Source organism: Micromonospora rhizosphaerae, assembly GCF_900091465.1.
GTDB classification, from domain to species: domain Bacteria; phylum Actinomycetota; class Actinomycetes; order Mycobacteriales; family Micromonosporaceae; genus Micromonospora; species Micromonospora rhizosphaerae.
In genome coordinates this window covers 4,022,304-4,041,616 of sequence record NZ_FMHV01000002.1, presented here as the reverse complement: position 1 = coordinate 4,041,616, position 19,313 = coordinate 4,022,304, and the positions used below count along the sequence as shown (strand labels likewise).

The following is a 19,313-nucleotide window of genomic DNA, read 5'->3' as shown; positions in this document are numbered from 1 at the left end:
CTCGCCCCAGCCAGGGCCGAACCGTTACCCGACGCCGTGAAGCGGGGTCAGCTCGGGCGCAACGCGGGCATGGGCACCGGCACGGCCAGGGCGGTCGCCCCGGCACCGACACCGCCCTCGCAGGTGTTCGGCGGCACGGTGCCGATGCCCCGGGTCGACGGCCGCTCGGCCGCCCAGAACATGTATCCGAGCATCCCGGCCGTGGCGCCCGCGCCGTTGGGCGCGACGGTCTGCACGTACGGCGCAGCCGCCCGCTGTACCGAGTTGGTGTAGTCGACGCACTCGGGAAGCGGCTTGCCGCCGTAGGCGATGTAGACACCGCCGGTGAACTTGGCCGGGGCGAGCGGCGGCACGGGCGGGCTGTACTGCGGCTTGCCGTCGACGTGCTCCTGCCAGCTCGCCTGCGAGGTGCTGGCGGAAGCCGGGCGGGCGGCCACCATGGCGTTGGCGTAGTCGAGGACCGGCGTGTCGGTGCGCAGCCAGTCGGCGGTCGCCTTGCGGTTGAGGGCGATCAGCCACCGGTCGCCGGCGGCGACGTCGATGGTCAGCCGGGCCTCGGGCCGCGCGCCGGTGGCGTCGTACGGATGGACGGCGCGGTAGGCGTCGATGAAGGACTGCAGCCCGGTGAGGTCGGGATCACTGTTCTGCTCGTAGTCGATCTCGATGCCGACGCCGAGCCGGGTGGCGACGGCGGCGGCGCGCTGCCCGAACAGGGCGGGGTTGTCGGCGAGCGCGGCGTTCCAGTCGTCGGTATAGGTGATGCCGCCGATGGAGAGCATCACCCGGATCCCGCGGGAGGTGAAGTAGTTGACGATCTCGGACGTCATGCCCCGCGGTACGCCGTCGAGGGTGTTCGCGTCGGTGGTCTGGTGCAGCAGCGCGAGCGGGTTCACGAAGCTGAGCACCACCAGGTTGACCGAGGGGCGGCCGTCGCCCCGGTCGACGAGCCAGTGGTTCTGGCTGTCGAACTCGGCGACCGTGCGCACGCTCCGCCAGGTGCAGTAGTCGTTGCCGCAGTGCCAGGCGCCGTAGATCTGGACCGGGGTGGCCGACGCCACTACCGCGCCGCCCGAACGGGGTGGCGGTGCGGCGACGGCCGGGGTGGTCGAGGTCAGCGCGAGCAGGATCGCGGCCAGGAGTACCGAGCGTCGCATGGGGACCCCCCCAACGTGTTCAGTACACCTTGCTTACAGTAGGACTCTCACCTCCGTCAATGCATCTGTCGCCCGCTGCTTCGGCTTGCCGAAGATCGTTGGGGTGGCTGGCGGCGTACGCCCGGACCGGTCCCCGCACCGTCACCGCGACCTGCGCGCCGGCGCTGAGTCCGGCGCCCTCGCCGAGGGTCCGCGCGGTGAGCAGCGTGCCGTCGGCCAGGCGGAGGGTGGTCAACGAGTCGTGCCCGTGGAAGTCCTGCCGGACGACCGTCGCGACGGAGCCGCCGTTCGGCGCCAGCCGGAGCTGCTCGGGGCGGATGAGGACGGTCACCGCGCCGCCGGCCGCGGGTCCGCGCAGTGGCAGCCGCCCGAGCGGGGTGACCGCGACGTCGTCGTCGACCGTGGCCGGCAGCAGGACCGCGTCGCCGACGAACCGGGCCACCCAGGGCGTGGCGGGGTCGCGGTACACCTCGGCGGGCGGGCCGCACTGGGCGATGCGGCCCGCGTCCATGACCGCGACGGCGTCCGCCATCGACAGCGCCTCCCCCTGGTCGTGGGTGACCAGCACGGCGGTGGCGCCGTCGACCCGCAGCGCCTGGCGTACGTCGGCGCGCAGTTCCGCGCGGAGCTGGGCGTCCAGCGCGCTGAACGGCTCGTCCAGCAGCACCAGGGGCGGCCGAGGAGCGAGCGCCCGGGCCACCGCCACCCGCTGCTGCTGGCCGCCGGAGAGCTGGTGCGGCATCCGCCCGCCGTAGCCGGCGAGCCCGACCAGGCTGAGCACCTCCTCGACCCGGCCGCCGCGGCGGGCCGCCCGGTCCAGCCCGTAGCCGATGTTGTCGGCGACGGAGAGGTGCGGGAAGAGCGCGCCGTCCTGGGGGACGACGGCGACCCGGCGGCGGTGCGGCGGGAGGTGCCCGCGGTCGCCGGCCACCTGCCGCCCGGCGACGGTGATGACACCCCGGTCGACCCGCTCGAACCCGGCCACGCAGCGCAGCAGGGTGGTCTTGCCGCAGCCGGACGGTCCGAGCACGGCGAGCAGGTCACCGGCGGCGACGTCGAGGTCGACGCCGGCCAGGGCGGCGACCGGTCCGTACGACTTGGCCACCCCGGCCACTGTCAGCATGCTCTCGGTCATCGGGCGCCTCCGGGGGATGTGGTGTCGGTGAGGCCGGTGCGCGCGGCGAGCAGCCAGGTCGGCACCGCGGCGAGCGCGACCAGGATCGCGGCGTACGGGGCGGCGGCCGCGTACGAGGCGGTGGAGGTGTGCGTCCACAGTTCGGTGGCGAGGGTGTCCATCCCGGTGGGGCGCAGCAGCAGGGTGGCCGGCAGTTCCTTCATGCAGGTGAGGAAGGTCAGGGCGGCGCCGGCGCCGATCCCGGGCAGGGTCAGCGGCAGGGTGACCGTGCGGAACACCGCGAACGGGCCGCGGCCCAGCGACCGGGCGGCCTCCTCGACGGCGGGCGGGCTCTGCGCGGCGGCGGAGGCCACCGCGCCGACGGCGAGGGGCAGGAAGAGCGTCGCGTACGCCAGCGCCAGCAGCCAGACGCTCTGGTAGAGCGGGTACGCCACGTTGACGGCGAAGAAGACCAGGGAGAGGCCGATCACCACGCCGGGCAGGGCGTGGGCGAGGTAGGTGAGGCGCTCCAGGAGGGTGGTGACCGGGCCGGGCGCCCGGGCGGCGAGCAGTCCCAGCGGCAGGGCGAGGAGCATGGTCAGCGCCGCGCCGGCGAGGGAGACCGACAGCGAGGCGCCGGCGGCGGTGGCGATCTCGGCGAGGGAGCCGGGGCGGGACACCCCGGCGGCCAGCCACCGGGCCAGGCCGACCGCGGGCACCCCGAGGGCGAAGGCGTTGACGGCGAGCAGGCCGAGCAGCGCCGGGCCGCGCCAGCGGGCCAGCGCCAGGCGCACGGGCGCCCGCAGCGCCGTGCTGGCGTACCGGGCGTCGCGGGTTCGGGTGCCCAGCTCCGCCCCGATCAGCAGGACTGTGAGGGCGACCAGCACGGTGGAGAGCACCAGCGCGCCCGTGCGGTCGAAGCCGAGGTTGAAGGCGGTGAAGATGGCCCGGGTGAAGGTGTCGACCCGGACGAGGGAGACCGCGCCGAAGTCGGAGAGCACGTAGAGGGCGACCAGCAGCGCCCCGGCGGCGACGGCCGGGCGGATCTGGCGCAGGGTGACCCCGAGCAGCGTGGCCCACGGTCCCCGGCCGAGCGACCGGGACACCTCCTCCTGGCCCGGGTCGGCCCGGTTCAGGGCGGCCACGGCCGGGAGGAAGACGTACGGGTAGGAACAGACGGTGAGCAGCAGGGCGGCGGCCCAGAAGCCCTCGAACCCGTCGACCGTGGCCGTCCAGGCGAACCCGGCGACGTAGGTCGGCACTGCCAGCGGCAGCGCGGCGAGGACGCCGAAGGCCTGCCGGCCGGGCAGGTCGGTGCGGGTCACCAGGAAGGCGATGCCGACGCCGAGCACGGTGCAGGCGGCGGTGACCACGGCGGCGAGGGCCAGGCTGCGCCCGGCCAGCACGGCGACCCGGGCGGTGAGCAGCTCCTCGACGATCCGGTCCCCGCCGGCCTCGGCGGCCCGGACGGCGAGGTAGACCAGGGGCAGCAGGGCGACCGCGACGGCGGCGGCCGAGGCGGCGGTCAGCGCCGGCCGGGGTACGACGCGGCGCGGTGACCGCCGGGCGGGGGCCCGACGGTCACCGGCCAGGACGCCGCTCAGGCCAGCCCCGCTTCCTTGATCATGGCGACGGTGACGTCGAGCGTGTCGAGGTCGTTGAGGTCGATCTTCGGCGCGTCGAGCTTGGCCAACTGCGGCAGCCCGGGCGCGGCGGGCACCCCGGCGGCCAGCGGGTACTCGAAGGTCTGGGCGGCGAAGTAGGTCTGCGCCTCGGTGCCGAGCAGGTAGTCGACCAGCGCCCGGGCGTCCGGGTCCTCCCCGGCGCGCTTGAGCAGGCCGACACCGGCCGCGTTGACCAGGCCGCCGGTGTCGCCGTTCGGGAAGAAGTGCAGCTTCGCCTTGAGCGTGTCGGTGCTGCCGCCGCGCTCCTTGGCCAGCTCGTAGACGTAGTAGTGGTTGACCAGGCCGACCGCGATCGTGCCGGCGTCGATGTCCGAGACGATCTGGACGTTGCTCTCGCGGATCTGCGGCTGGTTGGCCTGCAGGCCGGTGAGGAACTCGCGGGCCTTGGCGTCGCCGTGCTGCACCCGCAGGGCGGTGACGAAGGCCTGGAACGAGCCGTTGGTCGGCGCGACGCCGATCTTGCCCTTCCACTCGGGCCTGGTCAGCTCGAACACGCTCTGCGGCAGCTGCGCCCTGCTGACCTGGTCTCCGTTGTAGGCCAGGACGCGGGACCGGCCGCTGACGCCGACCCACCGGCCCTCGGCGTCCCGGTACGCGGCGGGCACCCGGTCGAGCTGTTCGGCGGGGAGGGCGGCGAACATACCGGCCTTGCTGACCGCGCCGAGCGCGCCCGCGTCCTGGGCGAAGAACGCGTCGGCGGGGCTGCGCTCGCCCTCCTCCACCAGCTGTGCGGCCATCTGCGCCGTGGTCCCGTACCGGACGTCGACGTTGATGCCGGACGCCTTCTCGAACTTCTCCAGCACCGGCTTCACCAGGGCCTCGCTGCGGCCACTGTAGATGGTCAGCCGCTTGTCGCCCGGCTTGCCCGGGTCGCTTTCGTTGCCGCCGCCGCACGCGGTCAGGGACAGGATGCCGGCCAGCGCGGTGGCCAGGACGAGGCTCAGACGTTTCTGCACAGGTAAGGCTTACCTTAGTGACCCCGGTCGAAGCAAGCCACCCCCCGCAAATCCTTAGGTGAGCCTGACCTAACCTTGCCGCCATGCGTGTCCTTCCCGACGTGGGGCCGGCGTTCGTCCGGGCCCTGGCCAGCCACGGCGACCGGCCGGCGGTGATCACCGCCCGGGCCCGGCTCAGCTACGCCGAGCTGGCCGACCGGGTGGCCGAACTGGCCGCACGGCTCGGGCCGGCCCGCCGCCTGGTGCTGCTCGCCGGCGCGAACCGGCTCGACGAGCTGGTCGCGTACCTGGCGACGCTGGCCGCCGGGCACCCGCTGCTGCTGGTCCCCGGCGACAAGGACGCCGCGACCGCCGAGCTGGCCCGGGCGTACGACCCGGACGTGGTGATCCGCCCGGTGGGTGGGGAGCTGCTGGTGGACGAGCTGCGCCCGACCAGCCGGCACGAGCTGCACCCGGAGCTGGCGCTGCTGCTGAGCACCTCCGGATCGACGGGCTCCCCCAAGCTGGTCCGGCTGTCGTCGGCGAACCTGCAGGCCAACGCGGAGGCCATCGCCAGCTACCTGGACATCCGCGACACCGACCGGGCGGCCACCACGCTGCCGCTGCACTACTGCTACGGCCTCTCGGTGGTCAACAGCCACCTGCTGCGCGGCGCCGCGCTCGTGCTGACCGACCTGTCGGTGTCGGACCGCTGCTTCTGGGATCTGTTCCGGGCGGCGCGCGGCACCACCCTGGCCGGGGTGCCGTACACCTTCGACCTGCTGGACCGGGTCGGCTTCGACCGGATGCGCCTGCCCCACCTGCGCCAGGTCACCCAGGCCGGCGGCCGGCTCGACCCGCACCGGGTGGCCCGGTACGCCGCGCTGGGCCGACGCGACGGCTGGCGGTTCTTCGTCATGTACGGCCAGACCGAGGCCACCGCCCGAATGGCGTACCTGCCGCCGGAGCTGGCCGAGAGCCGACCCGAGGCGATCGGCGTGCCGGTGCCGGGCGGGTCGTTCCGGCTGCGCCCGCTGCCGGACTGGCCCTCGCCGGACACCGGCGAGCTGGTCTACTCGGGGCCCAACGTGATGCTCGGCTACGCCGAGCGTCCGGCCGACCTCGCCCTCGGCCGCACCGTCGATGAGCTGCACACCGGTGACGTGGCCCGCCGGGGACCCGACGGGCTCTACGAGATCGTCGGGCGGGCCGCCGGGTTCACGAAGCTCTTCGGGTTGCGGATCGACCCCCAGCGGGTCGAGGCGTACCTGCGGCGCGACGGCGTCGAGGCGTACTGCGTCGGGACGGACCGGGAGCTGGTGGTGGCCGCGACCGGCGGGCCCGACCCGGAACGGGTCCGGCGGCTGGCCGCCGCCGCAGCGGGCCTGCCCACCCGCGCGGTCCGCGTCCACCTGCTGGCCGAGCTGCCCCGGCTGAGCAGCGGCAAGCCCGATTACCGGGCGGTCCGCGCGCTCGCCGCCACGCCCCCGCCGGTCCCGGCCGTGGACGAGTCCGGCGCCGGGACCGAGCAGCTCCGCCGGCTCTACGCCGAACTGCTCGACCAACCGGACGTCACCGCCGACGACAGCTTCGTCAGCCTGGGCGGCGACTCCCTGTCGTACGTCGAGATGTCGGTCCGCCTCGAACAGCTCCTCGGCGACCTGCCCGCCGACTGGCACACCACGCCGATCCGGGACCTGGCCCGCCCCGCGCCGGCCCGACCCACCGGGCGCCGGGTGCTGGAGACCAGCGTCGCGCTGCGCGCCCTGGCCATCGTCGTCATCGTCGGGTCGCACATCCCGGTCTTCACCATCAAGGGCGGCGCTCACCTGCTGCTGGCCGTCGCCGGGTTCAACTTCGCCCGGTTCCAGCTCACCGACGCACCCCGGCGGGACCGGCTGCGCGCCGCCGGGCGCGGCATCAGCCGGATCGTGCTGCCCTCGGTGGCCTGGATCGCGCTGGCCGGAACCGTCACCGGCGACTACACGCTGACCAACGTCCTGCTGCTGAACAGCGTCCTCGGCCCGCACGACGGGCCGACCCAGTGGCACTTCTGGTTCATCGAGGCGCTGGTCGCCATCCTGCTCGCGGTCACCGCGCTGATCGCCGTGCCGGCGGTGGACCGGATCGAACGGCGGTTCCCGTTCGGCCTGCCGCTCACCCTCGCCGCCCTCGGCCTGGTCACCCGCTACGACCTGCCCGGCCTCGCCGCGCTCGGCCACGTGCCGTCCGCCGTGGTGGTGTTCTGGCTGTTCGCGCTCGGTTGGGCGGCCGCCCGCGCCACCCGCACCGCCCAGCGATTGGCGGTCACCGCCGCCGCGCTGCTCACCGTGCCCGGGTTCTTCGGCGAACCGTTCCGCGAGGCGTTCATCGTCGCCGGCTTCGCCCTGCTGGTCTGGGTGCCGCGGCTGCCGAGCCGGCCGGCCCTCAACCGGCTGGCCGCCGTGCTGGCTGGCAGCTCGCTCTACATCTACCTGACCCACTGGCAGGTGATGCCGATCGTCGGGCCGTGGTCGCGCGAGCTGGCCCTGGTCGCCTCGCTGGCCGTGGGCATCGGCTGCGCCGCCGCGGTACGACTGCTGACCCGGCGGCTGCCGGCGCCGGCCCGGCTGCGCCCCGCCACCTCCTGACCCCGGTCAGGCGGTCGGGTCAGGGCAACAGACCGTCAGCGCTCCCGGCACGACCTTCACCTTCAGCCGCTTCGCCCTCGTCCGCGCCCCGCCGTCCAGCTCGTACGTCTTCGGCGTGGCGAAGCGGACGGTGACCTTGCGGCCGCGGGTGATCCGCACGAACGGCGACTCCTCCGAGCGCCCCGCCGCCATCCGGCCCAGCGTCCGCGCCCAGTCCATCGCGCCGCTGGCGGTGGAGACGCCGACCTCGAGGGCGCCGTCGTCGGGTCGGGCGTCGTCGAAGGCCGGTACGCCGCCGGTGATCGTGCCGACGTTTCCGAAGAGCACGCAGCTCGCCTCGCCGTGGAACCAGTCGGCGCCGTCCACCCGGATCCGGGTGCGCACCAGTTCTCCCCGGACGTGGCGCAGCCCCGTCCAGACGTACGCGACGCGGCCGAGCCTGCCCTTGAGTTTGCGGTCGGCCTCCCGGATCAGGTCCCCGTCGAAGCCGGCCCCCGCCATCACCGCGAAGTGCTCCCCATTGAGCCGGCCCAGGTCGAGCTTCCGGCGCCGGCCGTGCAGTCCGATCCGGACCGCCTCCGGCAGGTCGGTGGGGATGCCGAGGTTGGTGGCGAAGAGGTTCGCCGTCCCGGCGGGCAGGATCCCCATCGGGACGTCCGAGCCGGCGAGCGTGTCGGCGCAGCGCTGCACCATGCCGTCGCCACCCCACACCAGAATCAGGTCGGCGCCCTTCTTCAGCGCCGTGCGGATCTTCTTCGGCGCTTTGCGGCTCTTCGGCACCTCGTACCAGAGCAGGTGCTCGACCCCGGCGGCGATCAGGGTGGTGCGCAGCTCGTCGAGCCCACCGCCGAAGGTCTTCTTCCGGTGGGCGACGACCGCGACCGTGCCGACCGGCCGGGCGGTCGCCGGGTCGGTGGCGCGGCTGTCGATGCTCGTGCTCATGAGCTGGTGATACCCAACGGCCCGGAATCCCACGCGCCAGCCCCGCGCACCCCCGGAGACTGACCGGACGGCTCCGTCATCTCGCCGGATCATCCGATGCCGTGCAGCCTGTGATCGGTCGACGCCGTTCGGTAGAGTACGGGCGTTGATCCTCGGCGATGGCCGAGGTCCGGAGAGGCGCTGCGGATGAGTCGACGGGCCGGGCAGCTCACGCGGGTCGCGCTGCGCCTCGGGCTCCTGCTCGGCGGGGTTGTCTGCGCGTGGAGCGTGTACGAGGCGGCTACCGGGCACATCGCGTACGCCCACGACGCGCCGCCGGCGATCAGTGCGGACGGCACCGTCCATTGGGCGGCTGGGCACGTCTGGACACCCCACTCCCCAGTGGTCCGAGACATCGCGGACCGCAAGAAGGCGTGCGACCGGTCCGCCCCGGTGACCGGCAGAATCGGCAAGGCCGCCGGCACGAAACAGCCGTGGGCGTCGACGAGCCAGCGCTCCGGGCCGCAATCGCACTCCCGCCCCCGGCCGAAGGCGGCAGAGACATCAGATCGCCTCGACCCGGACGCTGCGCCCGCTCAGCGGGCCGCGCCGCCCCGCTGGGCCGCGGCCAAGTCGGGGTCACAGCAGGCGAAGCCGGCGTCACCGAAGACCAAACCGGTCGTGGCCAAGGTGGTGGCCCCGGTCAGCGCCGACGCGGAGCCTGGGACGGATCCGAAGAAGCCCCGCAAGGGCGGCAAGGTCGATCCGCGGGCCGACCAGGCGAAGTCGCCGCACCGGCAGGCCACCCGCACGTCGACGCGCGTCGGACACAGCACCACGGTCGGGTTGACGGCGCGGCCCACGGCCGCCCGCGGATGGTCAGTGGCGGGCGACGACGCCGGCGGCCCTCCGGTCCCGCACCCGGTCCGGCCCGACGTCGCCCCCGAGGCGGCCGCGCCCGGCGTCCCGAGCAGCGTGGGTTCGGGCGGCAGCGTTTACGGCAGCGCCGCCGACACCTCGGCCGGCGCCTGGACGCCGCCCGCCCTGCGCGGGCACCGCTGCCGCCCGACCCGGTCCGCCGCCCTCTCGTCCCGATCCCCCCGGCCGGGGACCAGGCCCGCCTGAGCACCGACCGCCGGCACGTCGCGACCCCGCTTCGCGGACACCTGCGACCGCCCTGCTGCATCCGTGCCACGCCGCCTGCCTGACGGCCCTCCGCGGGCCCCCGTCGCCGACCTACGACAGCCGCCTGGTCCGACCACGCGGCGGATCGCTCGGCCACCCCGGACGTATCCGATCTCGACCAGGAGTTTTCCGCGATGAGCCTCACCACGCCCCTTGTCCGCGCCCGGTGGTGCGACATCGACCGGATCGTGGACCTCGTCACCGCCACTTTCTCGCCCACCGCGCTCGGCGCCTGGCTCGTGCCCGACAAGCAGCGGCGACCACGGGTGCTGGCCGACGTGGTCCGCATCTGGACGGAACACGCGCTGCTTTTCGGCGACGCGTTCCTGCTCCCCGACGGCACCGCCGCCGCCGTCTGGTTCCATCGTTACCGGCCCATCCCGCTCCCGGCCCGGTACCGCGGACGCCTCACCGCGGCCTGCGGTCAGCACCGGGAGCGGTTTCTCCTCCTCGACCGGGCCCTGTCCGCGCGACGCCCCGCCGAGGCCCACAACCATCTGGCGTTCCTGGCGATCCCACCCGGTCCGAACGGCGTCGACCGTGCCGACGCCATCCTGAGGGCCAGTCAGCGCTGGATGGAGACCCTCGGCCTGCCGACGTACGCGGAGGCCTGCACGGAGACCCACGGTGACCTCTACCGCCGGCACGGGTACGCGGACCTGGACAGAGTTCCGCTGCCCGGCGGGATGATCGCGCATCCGATGTTGCGCCTGCCCCCGTCCTGGACCAGCCGGTCGAGTGGCAACAGCGCCGTGCACTGGTCCGACCGGCGACCCTCGGGCCGGTCGAGGAACGACCGGGTCAGCGAATGGGCCACGAGATGAGCTGAGGGCAGAGCGGTACCCCTCCCGTCGGGCTACTCGGGCACGACAGCGGTCGAACTGGTCTACTGGACCGCGTGCACGATTCGGCCGATCTACCAGGGGGTATTGCGGGTGCATCCCACAGGTGAATACGCCAACGGCGCCGACGGTTCCAGCGCCCCTCCCCGCGGGCGGAAGCGTCGGCGCAAACGCCTCCTGGTCGTCCTGGTCGTCTTCACGCTGCTGGCCGGCTCCGGGCTGCTGGCCGGGGGCTACTACTTCGACAGCGTGCCCACCCCCACCGATCTGAAACTGCCCGAGTCGACCACGGTCTACTACTCCGACGGCCGCACCCAGATGGCGAAGCTCGGTGCGGAGAACCGGACGATCGTGCCGTACGAGCAGATGAACGACTCCGCCAAGCAGGCGATCGTGGCGGCCGAGGACCGCACCTTCTGGACCAACAAGGGCGTCGACTTCACCGGCGTGCTCCGCGCCGCCTGGTCGAACATCACCGGCGGTCAGCGGCAGGGCGCGTCGACGATCACCCAGCAGTACGCGCGGGTGGCCGCCGATCTGAAGGGGGTCACCTACTCCCGCAAGGTCCGCGAGGCGGTCATCGCGTGGAAGCTCGACGACAAGTACAGCAAGGAGGAGATTCTCGGCTTCTACCTGAACACCGTGCCGTTCGGCCGGGGCGCGTACGGCATCGAGGCCGCCGCGCAGACGTACTTCGGCAAGACGGTGCGCCGGGACGCCCCGGCGTCCCAGCAGCTGACCCCGGCCGAGGCGATGGTGCTCTGCGCGATGGTGAAGCAGCCGGAGGCCGACCCGAACGATCCCGAGGGTTCGCCCGGCTACGACCCGCGGCGCAACGCGAAGGCGCGACAGAACTCGATCGACCGGTGGAACTACATCCGCGACGGCATGGTGAAGCTGGGCTACCTGTCGGCGGAGGAGGCGGCCAACCTGGCGTACCCGGACGGCGTGAAGCCGATCGACCCGAACGCCGGCCAGTCGGGCCTGGACCGGCCGACCGGTCTGGTGGTCAAACACGTGCTCAGCGAGTTGCGGCAGACCGACGCGTTCAAGGACAAGCCGGCCGACTTCATCCGCAACGGCGGATACAAGATCGTCACCTCCATCGACAAGCGGGTCCAGGACGCCGCCGAGGCGGCCGCCGACATCCGGCGCGACACCGCGCCCGAGGCGGTGCGCGGGCAGCCGAAGAACTGGCAGGCCGCGCTGGTCGCGGTGGAGCCCGGCACCGGGCGGGTGCTGGGCTACTACGGCGGCAACAACGGGGAGGGCGCGGACTACGCGGGGTGGTACTACGACGACAACGGGGAGGCCCGCGGGTTCGGCCAGCACCCGCCGGGGTCGTCCTTCAAGGTGTACGACCTGGCCGCGGCCGTCCGGGACAAGATCTCCGTGAAGCAGCACTTCGACTCGCCGGAGACCAAGGAGTTCCCGGAGTCGGGGCGTACCAAGGACAGCCCCGCCGGCCCGATCCGCAACGCTGAGCACGCGCCGTGCCAGCCGGACTGCGCGCTGTGGGAGGCCACCGTCGCGTCGCTCAACGTCACCTACTTCGAGCTGACCGAGAAGCTGGGCAAGGCCAAGGTGATCGACATGGCCACCCAGGCCGGGGTCGACTCGATGTGGGCCACCGTGAAGGGCAACCCGCAGCCGCAGCGGGTCGAGCTGCGCGGCGAGCCCGCCGACGAGGTTGCCCGCCACTTCTCCACCGAGGTCGGCATCGGCCAGTACGGCATCACGGTGCAGGACCACGCCAACGGGATGGCGACCTTCGCCGCCGGCGGGAAGCGCGCCGAGGCCCACTTCGTCCGATCGGTGACCAAGGGCGAAGACAAGGTCTACCAGGAGCAGCTGACCCGGACCGACCTCGAGCTGGACGAGGAGGCGCTCAACCAGCTGGACTGGACGCTGAGCCGGGTCAAGGCAGCCAAGCTGGACAACGGATGGGACTCCGCCGGCAAGACCGGCACCTGGCAGGCCGGGCAGAGCACCACGCAGAACGTGCACACCTGGATGGTGGGTTACACCGGCGCGTTGGCCGCCGCGGTCTGGCTCGGCACCACCGACGGCAAGCCGCTGAAGACCAAGGACGGCAGCTACGAGGTGTACGGGTCGAGCGGGCCCGGGCCGATCTGGCGGCAGTTCATGGAGCAGGCCACGGCCGCCCTCAAGCTCGACCCGGACAAGTACCGGTTCGGCACGCCCGAGTTCCCGGGCGACACCCCGTCGCCCACCGCAGCGCCGACCACCGCGGCACCGTCCGCGACCGTGCAGCCGACGCCGAGCGAGGTACGGCCGAGCGCCAGCACCAGCGCCCGCCCGACCGGCGGCCCCAAGCCGAGCCCGACCTCGTCGCCTTCGCTGACCCCGTTGCCGAGCCTGTCGCCATCACGGACGAAGGCCCCGCGATGACGGTGGGTGGCGGCGGCCGCCCCGGCCGGCGGCGGCCGCCACCCAGTTGGCCTGGTCGTTCGCCGGTGGGCGAATAATCGGCCCGTGGATGAGGGAGATGCGGTCCGGTCGGCGTGGACGGCGCTGGGCGGCGATCCGGCGGACACCAGGGACCTGAGCGTGCGCGGTCCGTCGGGGATGTTGCCGGCCCGCCTGCCGGTCGCGGACCTGGCGGTGGCCTGCGTCGCCGCCGCCGGGCTGGCCGCGACCGAGCTGGCCCGGGCCCGCGGGGTGACCGATTCGGTTCGGGTGGACGCCGAGGCCGCGGCGACCGCGTTCACCAGCGAACGGCACCTGCGGGTGGACGGTAGGGCCTTCGAGGGCTTCGCGCCGCTGTCCCGGTTCTGGCCGGCCGCCGACGGCTGGGTCCGCACCCACGCCAACTACCCGCATCACCGGCGGCGGCTGCTGGCCGCGCTGGGGCTGGACCCGTCCCGGACCGACGGCGCGTCCCTGACCGCCGAGCTGGCCGACCGGATCCGCGCGGAAACGGCGGCCGGCGTCGAGGAGGCGGTGACGGGCGCCGGCGGGCTGGCCGTCGCGGTACGCACGCCGCAGCAGTGGTCCGCGCACCCGCAGTCCGTGGCGGTCGCGCGGGAGCCCCTGGTCGGACTGCGTCTCGACGGCCCGGCCGCGCCGCGACGGCTGCTGCCGCCACCGGAGCATCCGCTGCTGCCCGCCGCCGGGGTGCGGGTGCTCGACCTGACCCGGGTGATCGCGGGTCCGGTGGCGACCCGGGTCCTCGCCCTGCTCGGCGCGGACGTGCTGCGGGTCGACACCCCTCGGCTGCCGGAGATCGAGGTACAGCACGTGGACACCGGCTTCGGCAAGCGCTCGGCGCTGCTGGAGCTGCGCCAGCCCGCCGACCGGGCCCGCCTCGACGACCTGGTCGCCGAGGCCGACGTGGTGGTCACCGGCTACCGGCCGGCGGCACTGGACCAGTTCGGCCTATCCCCCGAGGCGCTGCGGCACCAGCGCCCCGATCTGGTGGTGGCCCGGCTGTCGGCGTGGGGCTTCTCCGGACCGTGGGCCGGCCGGCGCGGATTCGACAGCCTGGTGCAGGCCGCCACCGGCATCGCGGACGTGCAGCGGCGGGCCGACGGCGTGCCGGGGGCGCTGCCGGCCCAGGCCCTCGACCACGGCACCGGCTACCTCCTCGCGGCGGCGGTGCTGCGGGCCCTGACCCTGCGTCACCAGCAGGGCGGGGCATGGTCGATCCAGCTCTCCCTGGCCCGCACCGCGCGGTGGCTGCTCCACGAACTCCCGCCGCGCCGGTCGGTGGGTCCGGCGGCCGCACCGGATCCGGACCGCTGGTGCGACGAGCGGGACGCGCCGGTCGGTCGGCTCCGGTACGCGCTGCCGCCGGTGTCGCTGCTCGGTGGACCCCGCACGTGGGCGACGCCCCCGACACCCTGGGGCGGCGATCCGCCGGCCTGGCTGCCCCGCGCCGGCGTGGTCAACTCCGGGCGGGACGCCGACGCGGGCAGCGGACCGGGTCATGCCCGCTGAGCTGCCCGAGCTGACCGTCCCGGACGCGGCCGCCTGGCGGGCATGGCTGGGCGAGCACCACGCCGACCCGGGCGGCGTGTGGCTGGTGCTGGCGAAACGTGACCGCCCCGCGCCGACCACCCTCACCTACGATCAGGCGCTCGACGAGGCCCTGTGCCACGGCTGGATCGACGGTCAGGTCCGCCGCCGCGACGACAACACCTACCGCCAGCGGTTCACCCCGCGCCGGGCGCGCAGTCCCTGGTCCGCCCGGAACGTCGGCATCGTCACCCGGCTGACGGCGGAGGGACGCATGCAACCCGCCGGGATCGCGGAGGTGGAGCGTGCGAAGGCCGACGGACGATGGGACGTCGCCTACGCGGGACAGTCCAGCGCGGACGTACCGGCCGACCTCGCCGCCGCGCTGGCCGCCGAGCCCCGGGCCCGGGAGATGTTCGACATCCTCACCGCCCAGAACCGGTACGCCGTCATCTACCGGATCGGCACCGCGAAGCGGGCCGAGACACGACAGCGGAGGATCGCGCAGTTCGTCGCCATGTTGGCCCGCGGCGAGACCCTCTACCCGCAGCGGCGCTCCCTCGGCGGCCCCGACCCGAGCTGACACCGTCCCCGCGCACGGCCGCCGCCGGCCGCCGGTTGGGCCTGCCGCTGCGCCGAGGGGCCGACGCGGAGGTGCCGGGTACGGAGGCTGACCCCCGTACCCGGCACCGGTGCTGTTACAGCTCCCGCACCTGGACGTTGCGGAACTCCATCAGGTCGTTGGTGCCATGGTTCTGCAATCCGATGAATCCGCTGAGGAACTGGCGCAGATCCGTCGGCGGGTCACCCTGCCGCGACGACGCCTTGCCCGGCGTGTTGTCGAACTCGTTGATCACCACGCCGTTGCGGATGATCGTGTAGTGCTGTCCGACGACCCGGACCTCGTAGTCGTTCCACTGACCCTTCGGGGTCACCTGCGCCTGCTCGAGGTTGTTCGGGTCGAAGTTGTAGATCGACCCGGTCTTCTGCGGCTCACCGGTGGGCCCGTCGTAGAGCTGGATCTCCTGACCGCAGTAGATCGCCACCCACGCCTGAGAGGTGCGGGCCGACCCGACCGTGCCGCAACTACCGGCCGGTCGCTGGTCCAGCGGGGTCCGCGGGTCCGGGAACCGAGTGAAGACTCCGCTGTTGGCGTACGTGCTGCCGACGGAGACGTCCCGGAACTTCAGCCGCAGCGAGAAGTCGCCGAACTCGTCCTTGGCGTACCAGAGCATGCCGAGCCCGCCCGAGCTGCGGATGGATCCGTCTGACTGCAGGGTGAACGATCCGCCCGGCGCCTGCCGCCAGTCTGCGAGCGACGCCGCCGTGCCGTCGAAGAGGGACCGGTACCCGGCGACCTTGCCGATCTGCGACTGGGCCGCCGCGGTGTTCAGCTTCGTGGCCTCCCGGTTGTCCACGACGCCGTCGGCGCGCAGGTCGTTGACCACGTCGGCGACGTGGCTGACGAACTGGCCGTGGTTCTCCCAGTTCCGCTCGTCGTCGATCAGGTCGTTGATGGTGCAGCCGCCGCCGACCACGTGGTTGGCCACACCGGTGTCGGTGTCCAGCATCCGTACCGTCTTCCGGGTGTCCGGGGCGGCACAGCCGGTGGTGACCTGGATCTTCGCGGTGGCTACCTCGCCGTCGGCGTAGGTCACCTTCAGCGTGGCCTGGTAGGTGCCGTAATCCGCGTAGGTGTGCCTGGGGTTGGCCTCGTGCGACGGCGCGCTGCCGTCACCGAAGTCCCACTCCCAGGCCACGCCGCCCACCTTCGCGCTGGAGAACGCGATGGTCTTCGGCTGGCTCTGCGCCACCGCCCGTACGCCGGCGTCGCTCGGCCGCGGCGTGGCCTCGCCGCCGGTGTACACGATCCGGATCAGCTTCTGGTTCGAGTGCAGGCTGAAGAAGCCACCGGCGTAGTCGAGCAGGTAAAGTGCGCCGTCCGGGCCGAACTTGGCGTCCATCCAGGACTGGAGCTGGGTGGCGCCGCTGCCGGAACGGATGATCTGGCGCAGGTCCTCGGCGAACGCCGGCGGGCCGTGGTCGGCGACCTTGGCCGGGTCCACGGTGACGGCGACCCGGTTGTTGGCGTTGGACTCGTCGCCGATGAACCACTTGTTGTCCCAGTACGTCGGCCAGGCGACGCCGCTGTCGACGTCGACCTTCTCCCGCTGGTAGGTCGGGCCGTTCATGATGGCCTGGCCGCCGCCCTTGAGGTACGGCTGGGTGTACGTCGACTCCTCCTGCACGTACGTGGGCAGCCCGCTGCCGTCGGCGCGCTTCGGGAAGACCGGGCCACCGCCCTGCGGCGAGTACCAGATCATGTTGTCCCGCGCCGGCGGGATGTTGACCAGACCGGTGTTACGCGGCGACTCGTTCTTCAGGTTGTCGCAGTCGTACCAGCCGGTCAGCTGGGTCGCGTCGGTGTTGCTGCGATCCCGGTACGGCTGCCGGTTGCCCATGCAGTACGGCCAGCCCTGGTTGCCCGCCGAGGTGATGATCGTGGCGGTCTCGTACTTCGCCGGGCCGAGGTCCGGGCTCGGGGCGCCGGCGTCCGGGCCCACCCAGGCCGCGGTCAGCCAGTGGTTGACCGGGTCCCAGGCGATCCGGGCGATGTTGCGCACGCCCATCACGTAGATCTCCGGGCGGCTCTTGCCGCCGCCCTCCTCCTTGCCGGTGAAGAGGTTCCCGGCCGGGATGGTGTACGTGCCGTCCGCCTCCGGGTGGATGCGGAGGATCTTGCCGTTGAGGTCGTTGGTGTTGCCGGCGGTACGGCGGGCGTCCTGGAACGAGGTCCCCTTGTAGTCCTGGGTCCAGTTGTTGCCCGAGTAGCCGCTCGACCCGCCGGAGGAGTTGCTGTCACCGCTGCCGATGTAGAGGTTGCCGCTCTCGTCGAACGTCATGCCGCCACCGGCGTGGCAGCAGCTGTGGATCTGGGTGTCCCAGTGCAGCAGGTCCTTGCGGGTGCTCTGGTCGATCGACTGCTTCTCCGCGTCGTAAATGAACCGGGACACGGTCCGCTGGCCGATCCGCCGGTCCCGGTCGATGGACTCGTGCGGCATCCAGTAGACGTACACCCAGCCGTTCTGCGTGAACTTCGGGTCGAGGGTGATGCCGACCAGGCCTTCCTCGTTCTTCACCAGTTCGCTGCCGCTGCCCCGGTTGCCCATCACGGCGAGGGTGGTCAGCAGCTTGACCTGCTTGGACTTCGGGTCCCACCGGTGGATGGTGCCGCAGCCGAGACCGACCTTGGGGTCGTCCCAGCTCACGACCGGGCCGGTCGGGCAGGCCGCCTTGCCGATGTAGAACACCCCGCCGTCCGGCGCGATGGTCAGACCGTGCGGCTCACCGATCTGGTCGAGCTGGCCCGGCTGGTTGGTGGCGGTCAGCCGCTCGATCCGGTAGTTCGACGCGATGGTCGCCTGGCAGTCACCGCGGACCAGGCCGGCGGTCCACTTGATGGCGCCGGCCAGGTGGCCCTGGAACTGCTTGTCGCTGGTCCAGCTCTCCTCGGTACGGCCCATGCCGGTGTAGAACGACCGCCCGCCGTCGTAGTCCTGGCACCACGAGATCGGGTGGAAGGCGCCGTTGCCGCTCAGGCCCGCGTTGTAGCTGCCCTCCTCGACCTGGGCGACGGTGTGCACCTTGCCGATCGGGTTCGAGTCCCAGTTGATCCACTGGTCGGAGCGGGTCCAGGTCAGCGGCAGCCCGTCGTTGGCCGGGTGCTGCCGGTCGGTGAGGTCGACGGTCGCCCGCTGCACAGTGGCGTCCGGGGGCGGACCGGCGTCGGGGCCGATCAGCCACAGCTCGGCCAGCTGCACCAGCGGCTCACCGCTGTTCGCGGTGACGTTCAGCCGGTAGTGCTGGTATGCCTTGGTGTTGGTGAAGCTGTACTGCTTGGTCTGGAACCGCTGCGGGAAGGTCTCGTTGCTGCGGGTGTCCAGGTCGGTCCAGGTGGTGCCGTCCTCGGAGCCCTGCAGGGTCCAGTCCTTCGGGTCCCGCCCCGGGAAGTCGTTGGCCGAGGTCAGCGCGTAGCGGGAGACGACGACGGGATTGGCGAGCTTGGCGGCCAGCCACCCGGTCGGGTTGAAGGTCAGCCACTTGGTGCTGGTCGACCCGTCGATCGCCTTCGCGGCGGTCTCGTTCGGCGGGTTCTCCGCGCTGGCCGTGGCCGAGACCGGCCTCTCCGCGTTCGGCAGGCCGCTGGCGGGACGGGCGCCGATCAGGCCGGTGAACCAGGAGGATTCCGGCTGGGCCCGCGCCGCGTCGTGGACGCCGACGAAGCCGCCGCCACCCTTGACGTACGCCTGGAGCGCGGCCTCCTGGGCGTCGCTGAGCGTCACCCCTTTGGCGGAGAGGAACACTACGCCGCGGTACCGGGCCAGGTTGCCGAAGGTGAACACTGCCGGGTCGGCGGAGTCGTCGACGGTGAAGCCGTGCTGCTCGCCCAGCCCCTTGATCGTCGCGGTCGCCCGGGCGACCGGGTCATCCTGCTTGTCCACCGGGCCGTGGAAGACCAGCACCTTGACCGCCGCGGCGGCCTCGGCGGCGGCGGCCGCCGTGGGGTTGACCGCTTGGACGGGCAGCGTCAGTACGCCGAGCGCCAGCGCGGCGCTCGACGCCAGGGCTCCGGCGCGGCGGCGGCTGCCGACGCGACGCGGAGCGTTCGGGGTGGACGGTGTGGGTGTGGTGGATCCCGTCGAGTCGGCGCGGCGGCGTCCGACCCATCGGGAGAACCGGAAATGGCGTCCTTGAGCCATCTCGACTCCTCCTGGATTGAGGGACAGGGTCTTCCGGGTCGCCGGTGAGGTGGGGCATTCACCGGAGCAGGCTGTACGCGACCGCCGCGCCACCCCGTTCGGGCGGCCG

General features: G+C 72.9%; 12 protein-coding genes. 6 read left to right on the top strand and 6 right to left on the bottom strand.

Annotated features, from left to right (window positions below):
* Nucleotides 1-47: 47 nt before the first annotated feature.
* Genes GA0070624_RS18965 through GA0070624_RS18950 form a run of 4 tightly spaced genes read right to left on the bottom strand, consistent with a single transcriptional unit; the run spans nucleotide 48 to nucleotide 4,909 of the window.
* Nucleotides 48-1,154, bottom strand: coding sequence for a glycoside hydrolase family 18 protein (locus GA0070624_RS18965; RefSeq protein WP_245718870.1), 1,107 nt, complete (start codon nucleotides 1,152-1,154; stop codon nucleotides 48-50).
* A gap of 19 nt (nucleotides 1,155-1,173) precedes the next feature.
* Nucleotides 1,174-2,289, bottom strand: a complete 1,116-nt coding sequence (locus GA0070624_RS18960) for an ABC transporter ATP-binding protein (RefSeq protein ID WP_091342925.1) — start codon at nucleotides 2,287-2,289, stop codon at nucleotides 1,174-1,176.
* The gene (locus tag GA0070624_RS18955) at nucleotides 2,286-3,860 is read right to left on the bottom strand and encodes an ABC transporter permease (RefSeq protein WP_091349062.1); all 1,575 of its coding nucleotides are present in this window, start codon (nucleotides 3,858-3,860) and stop codon (nucleotides 2,286-2,288) included. Before GA0070624_RS18955 ends, GA0070624_RS18960 begins: the two co-directional genes overlap by 4 nt.
* An 8-nt stretch (nucleotides 3,861-3,868) precedes the next feature.
* Nucleotides 3,869-4,909, bottom strand: a complete 1,041-nt coding sequence (locus GA0070624_RS18950; RefSeq protein ID WP_091342923.1) for an iron ABC transporter substrate-binding protein — start codon at nucleotides 4,907-4,909, stop codon at nucleotides 3,869-3,871.
* A gap of 83 nt (nucleotides 4,910-4,992) precedes the next feature.
* Between GA0070624_RS18950 and GA0070624_RS18945 the strand changes: the two genes are divergently transcribed.
* Nucleotides 4,993-7,518, top strand: a complete 2,526-nt coding sequence (locus GA0070624_RS18945) for an AMP-binding protein (protein ID WP_091342921.1) — start codon at nucleotides 4,993-4,995, stop codon at nucleotides 7,516-7,518.
* Nucleotides 7,519-7,524: 6 nt separating this feature from the next.
* Here GA0070624_RS18945 and GA0070624_RS18940 read toward each other — a convergent pair whose 3' ends face one another.
* Nucleotides 7,525-8,460: a diacylglycerol/lipid kinase family protein gene (locus GA0070624_RS18940; RefSeq protein WP_091342919.1), complete on the bottom strand. Its 936-nt coding sequence runs from the start codon at nucleotides 8,458-8,460 to the stop codon at nucleotides 7,525-7,527.
* A 186-nt stretch (nucleotides 8,461-8,646) separates the two neighbouring features.
* On the opposite strand from GA0070624_RS18940, the gene GA0070624_RS34110 reads away from it, so the two are divergent.
* The 5 genes from GA0070624_RS34110 to GA0070624_RS18915 all read left to right on the top strand — a co-directional run bounded on the left by GA0070624_RS34110 (nucleotide 8,647) and on the right by GA0070624_RS18915 (nucleotide 15,027).
* Complete coding sequence (locus tag GA0070624_RS34110; RefSeq protein WP_141715078.1) at nucleotides 8,647-9,564, top strand: hypothetical protein; 918 nt, start codon at nucleotides 8,647-8,649, stop codon at nucleotides 9,562-9,564.
* 194 nt (nucleotides 9,565-9,758) lie between these two features.
* Nucleotides 9,759-10,448, top strand: a complete 690-nt coding sequence (locus tag GA0070624_RS18930; RefSeq protein WP_091342914.1) for an SAM domain-containing protein — start codon at nucleotides 9,759-9,761, stop codon at nucleotides 10,446-10,448.
* 111 nt (nucleotides 10,449-10,559) lie between these two features.
* On the top strand, nucleotides 10,560-12,878 hold the full coding sequence (locus GA0070624_RS18925) for a transglycosylase domain-containing protein (protein ID WP_091342912.1): 2,319 nt from the start codon (nucleotides 10,560-10,562) through the stop codon (nucleotides 12,876-12,878).
* Nucleotides 12,879-12,962: 84 nt separating this feature from the next.
* Entirely contained in the window at nucleotides 12,963-14,426 is a 1,464-nt protein-coding gene (locus GA0070624_RS18920; RefSeq protein WP_218105199.1) for a CoA transferase, read from the top strand.
* Complete coding sequence (locus GA0070624_RS18915; RefSeq protein ID WP_091342908.1) at nucleotides 14,416-15,027, top strand: YdeI/OmpD-associated family protein; 612 nt, start codon at nucleotides 14,416-14,418, stop codon at nucleotides 15,025-15,027. Before GA0070624_RS18920 ends, GA0070624_RS18915 begins: the two co-directional genes overlap by 11 nt.
* A gap of 115 nt (nucleotides 15,028-15,142) precedes the next feature.
* On the opposite strand, the gene GA0070624_RS18910 is transcribed toward GA0070624_RS18915, so the two are convergent.
* Nucleotides 15,143-19,204 (bottom strand): ThuA domain-containing protein, encoded by a 4,062-nt coding sequence (locus GA0070624_RS18910; RefSeq protein WP_091342907.1) that lies wholly within the window; start codon nucleotides 19,202-19,204, stop codon nucleotides 15,143-15,145.
* Between the last annotated feature and the right edge of the window lie 109 nt (nucleotides 19,205-19,313).

What these genes read in the sequence shown, in the direction of transcription:
- GA0070624_RS18965 (WP_245718870.1), bottom strand. Translation starts at nt 1,154, where the DNA reads ATGCGACGCTCGGTACTCCTGGCCGCGATCCTGCTCGCGCTGACCTCG.
- GA0070624_RS18960 (WP_091342925.1), bottom strand. Translation starts at nt 2,289, where the DNA reads ATGACCGAGAGCATGCTGACAGTGGCCGGGGTGGCCAAGTCGTACGGA.
- GA0070624_RS18945 (WP_091342921.1), top strand. Translation starts at nt 4,993, where the DNA reads ATGCGTGTCCTTCCCGACGTGGGGCCGGCGTTCGTCCGGGCCCTGGCC.
- GA0070624_RS18940 (WP_091342919.1), bottom strand. Translation starts at nt 8,460, where the DNA reads ATGAGCACGAGCATCGACAGCCGCGCCACCGACCCGGCGACCGCCCGG.
- GA0070624_RS34110 (WP_141715078.1), top strand. Translation starts at nt 8,647, where the DNA reads ATGAGTCGACGGGCCGGGCAGCTCACGCGGGTCGCGCTGCGCCTCGGG.
- GA0070624_RS18930 (WP_091342914.1), top strand. Translation starts at nt 9,759, where the DNA reads ATGAGCCTCACCACGCCCCTTGTCCGCGCCCGGTGGTGCGACATCGAC.
- GA0070624_RS18915 (WP_091342908.1), top strand. Translation starts at nt 14,416, where the DNA reads ATGCCCGCTGAGCTGCCCGAGCTGACCGTCCCGGACGCGGCCGCCTGG.
- GA0070624_RS18910 (WP_091342907.1), bottom strand. Translation starts at nt 19,204, where the DNA reads ATGGCTCAAGGACGCCATTTCCGGTTCTCCCGATGGGTCGGACGCCGC.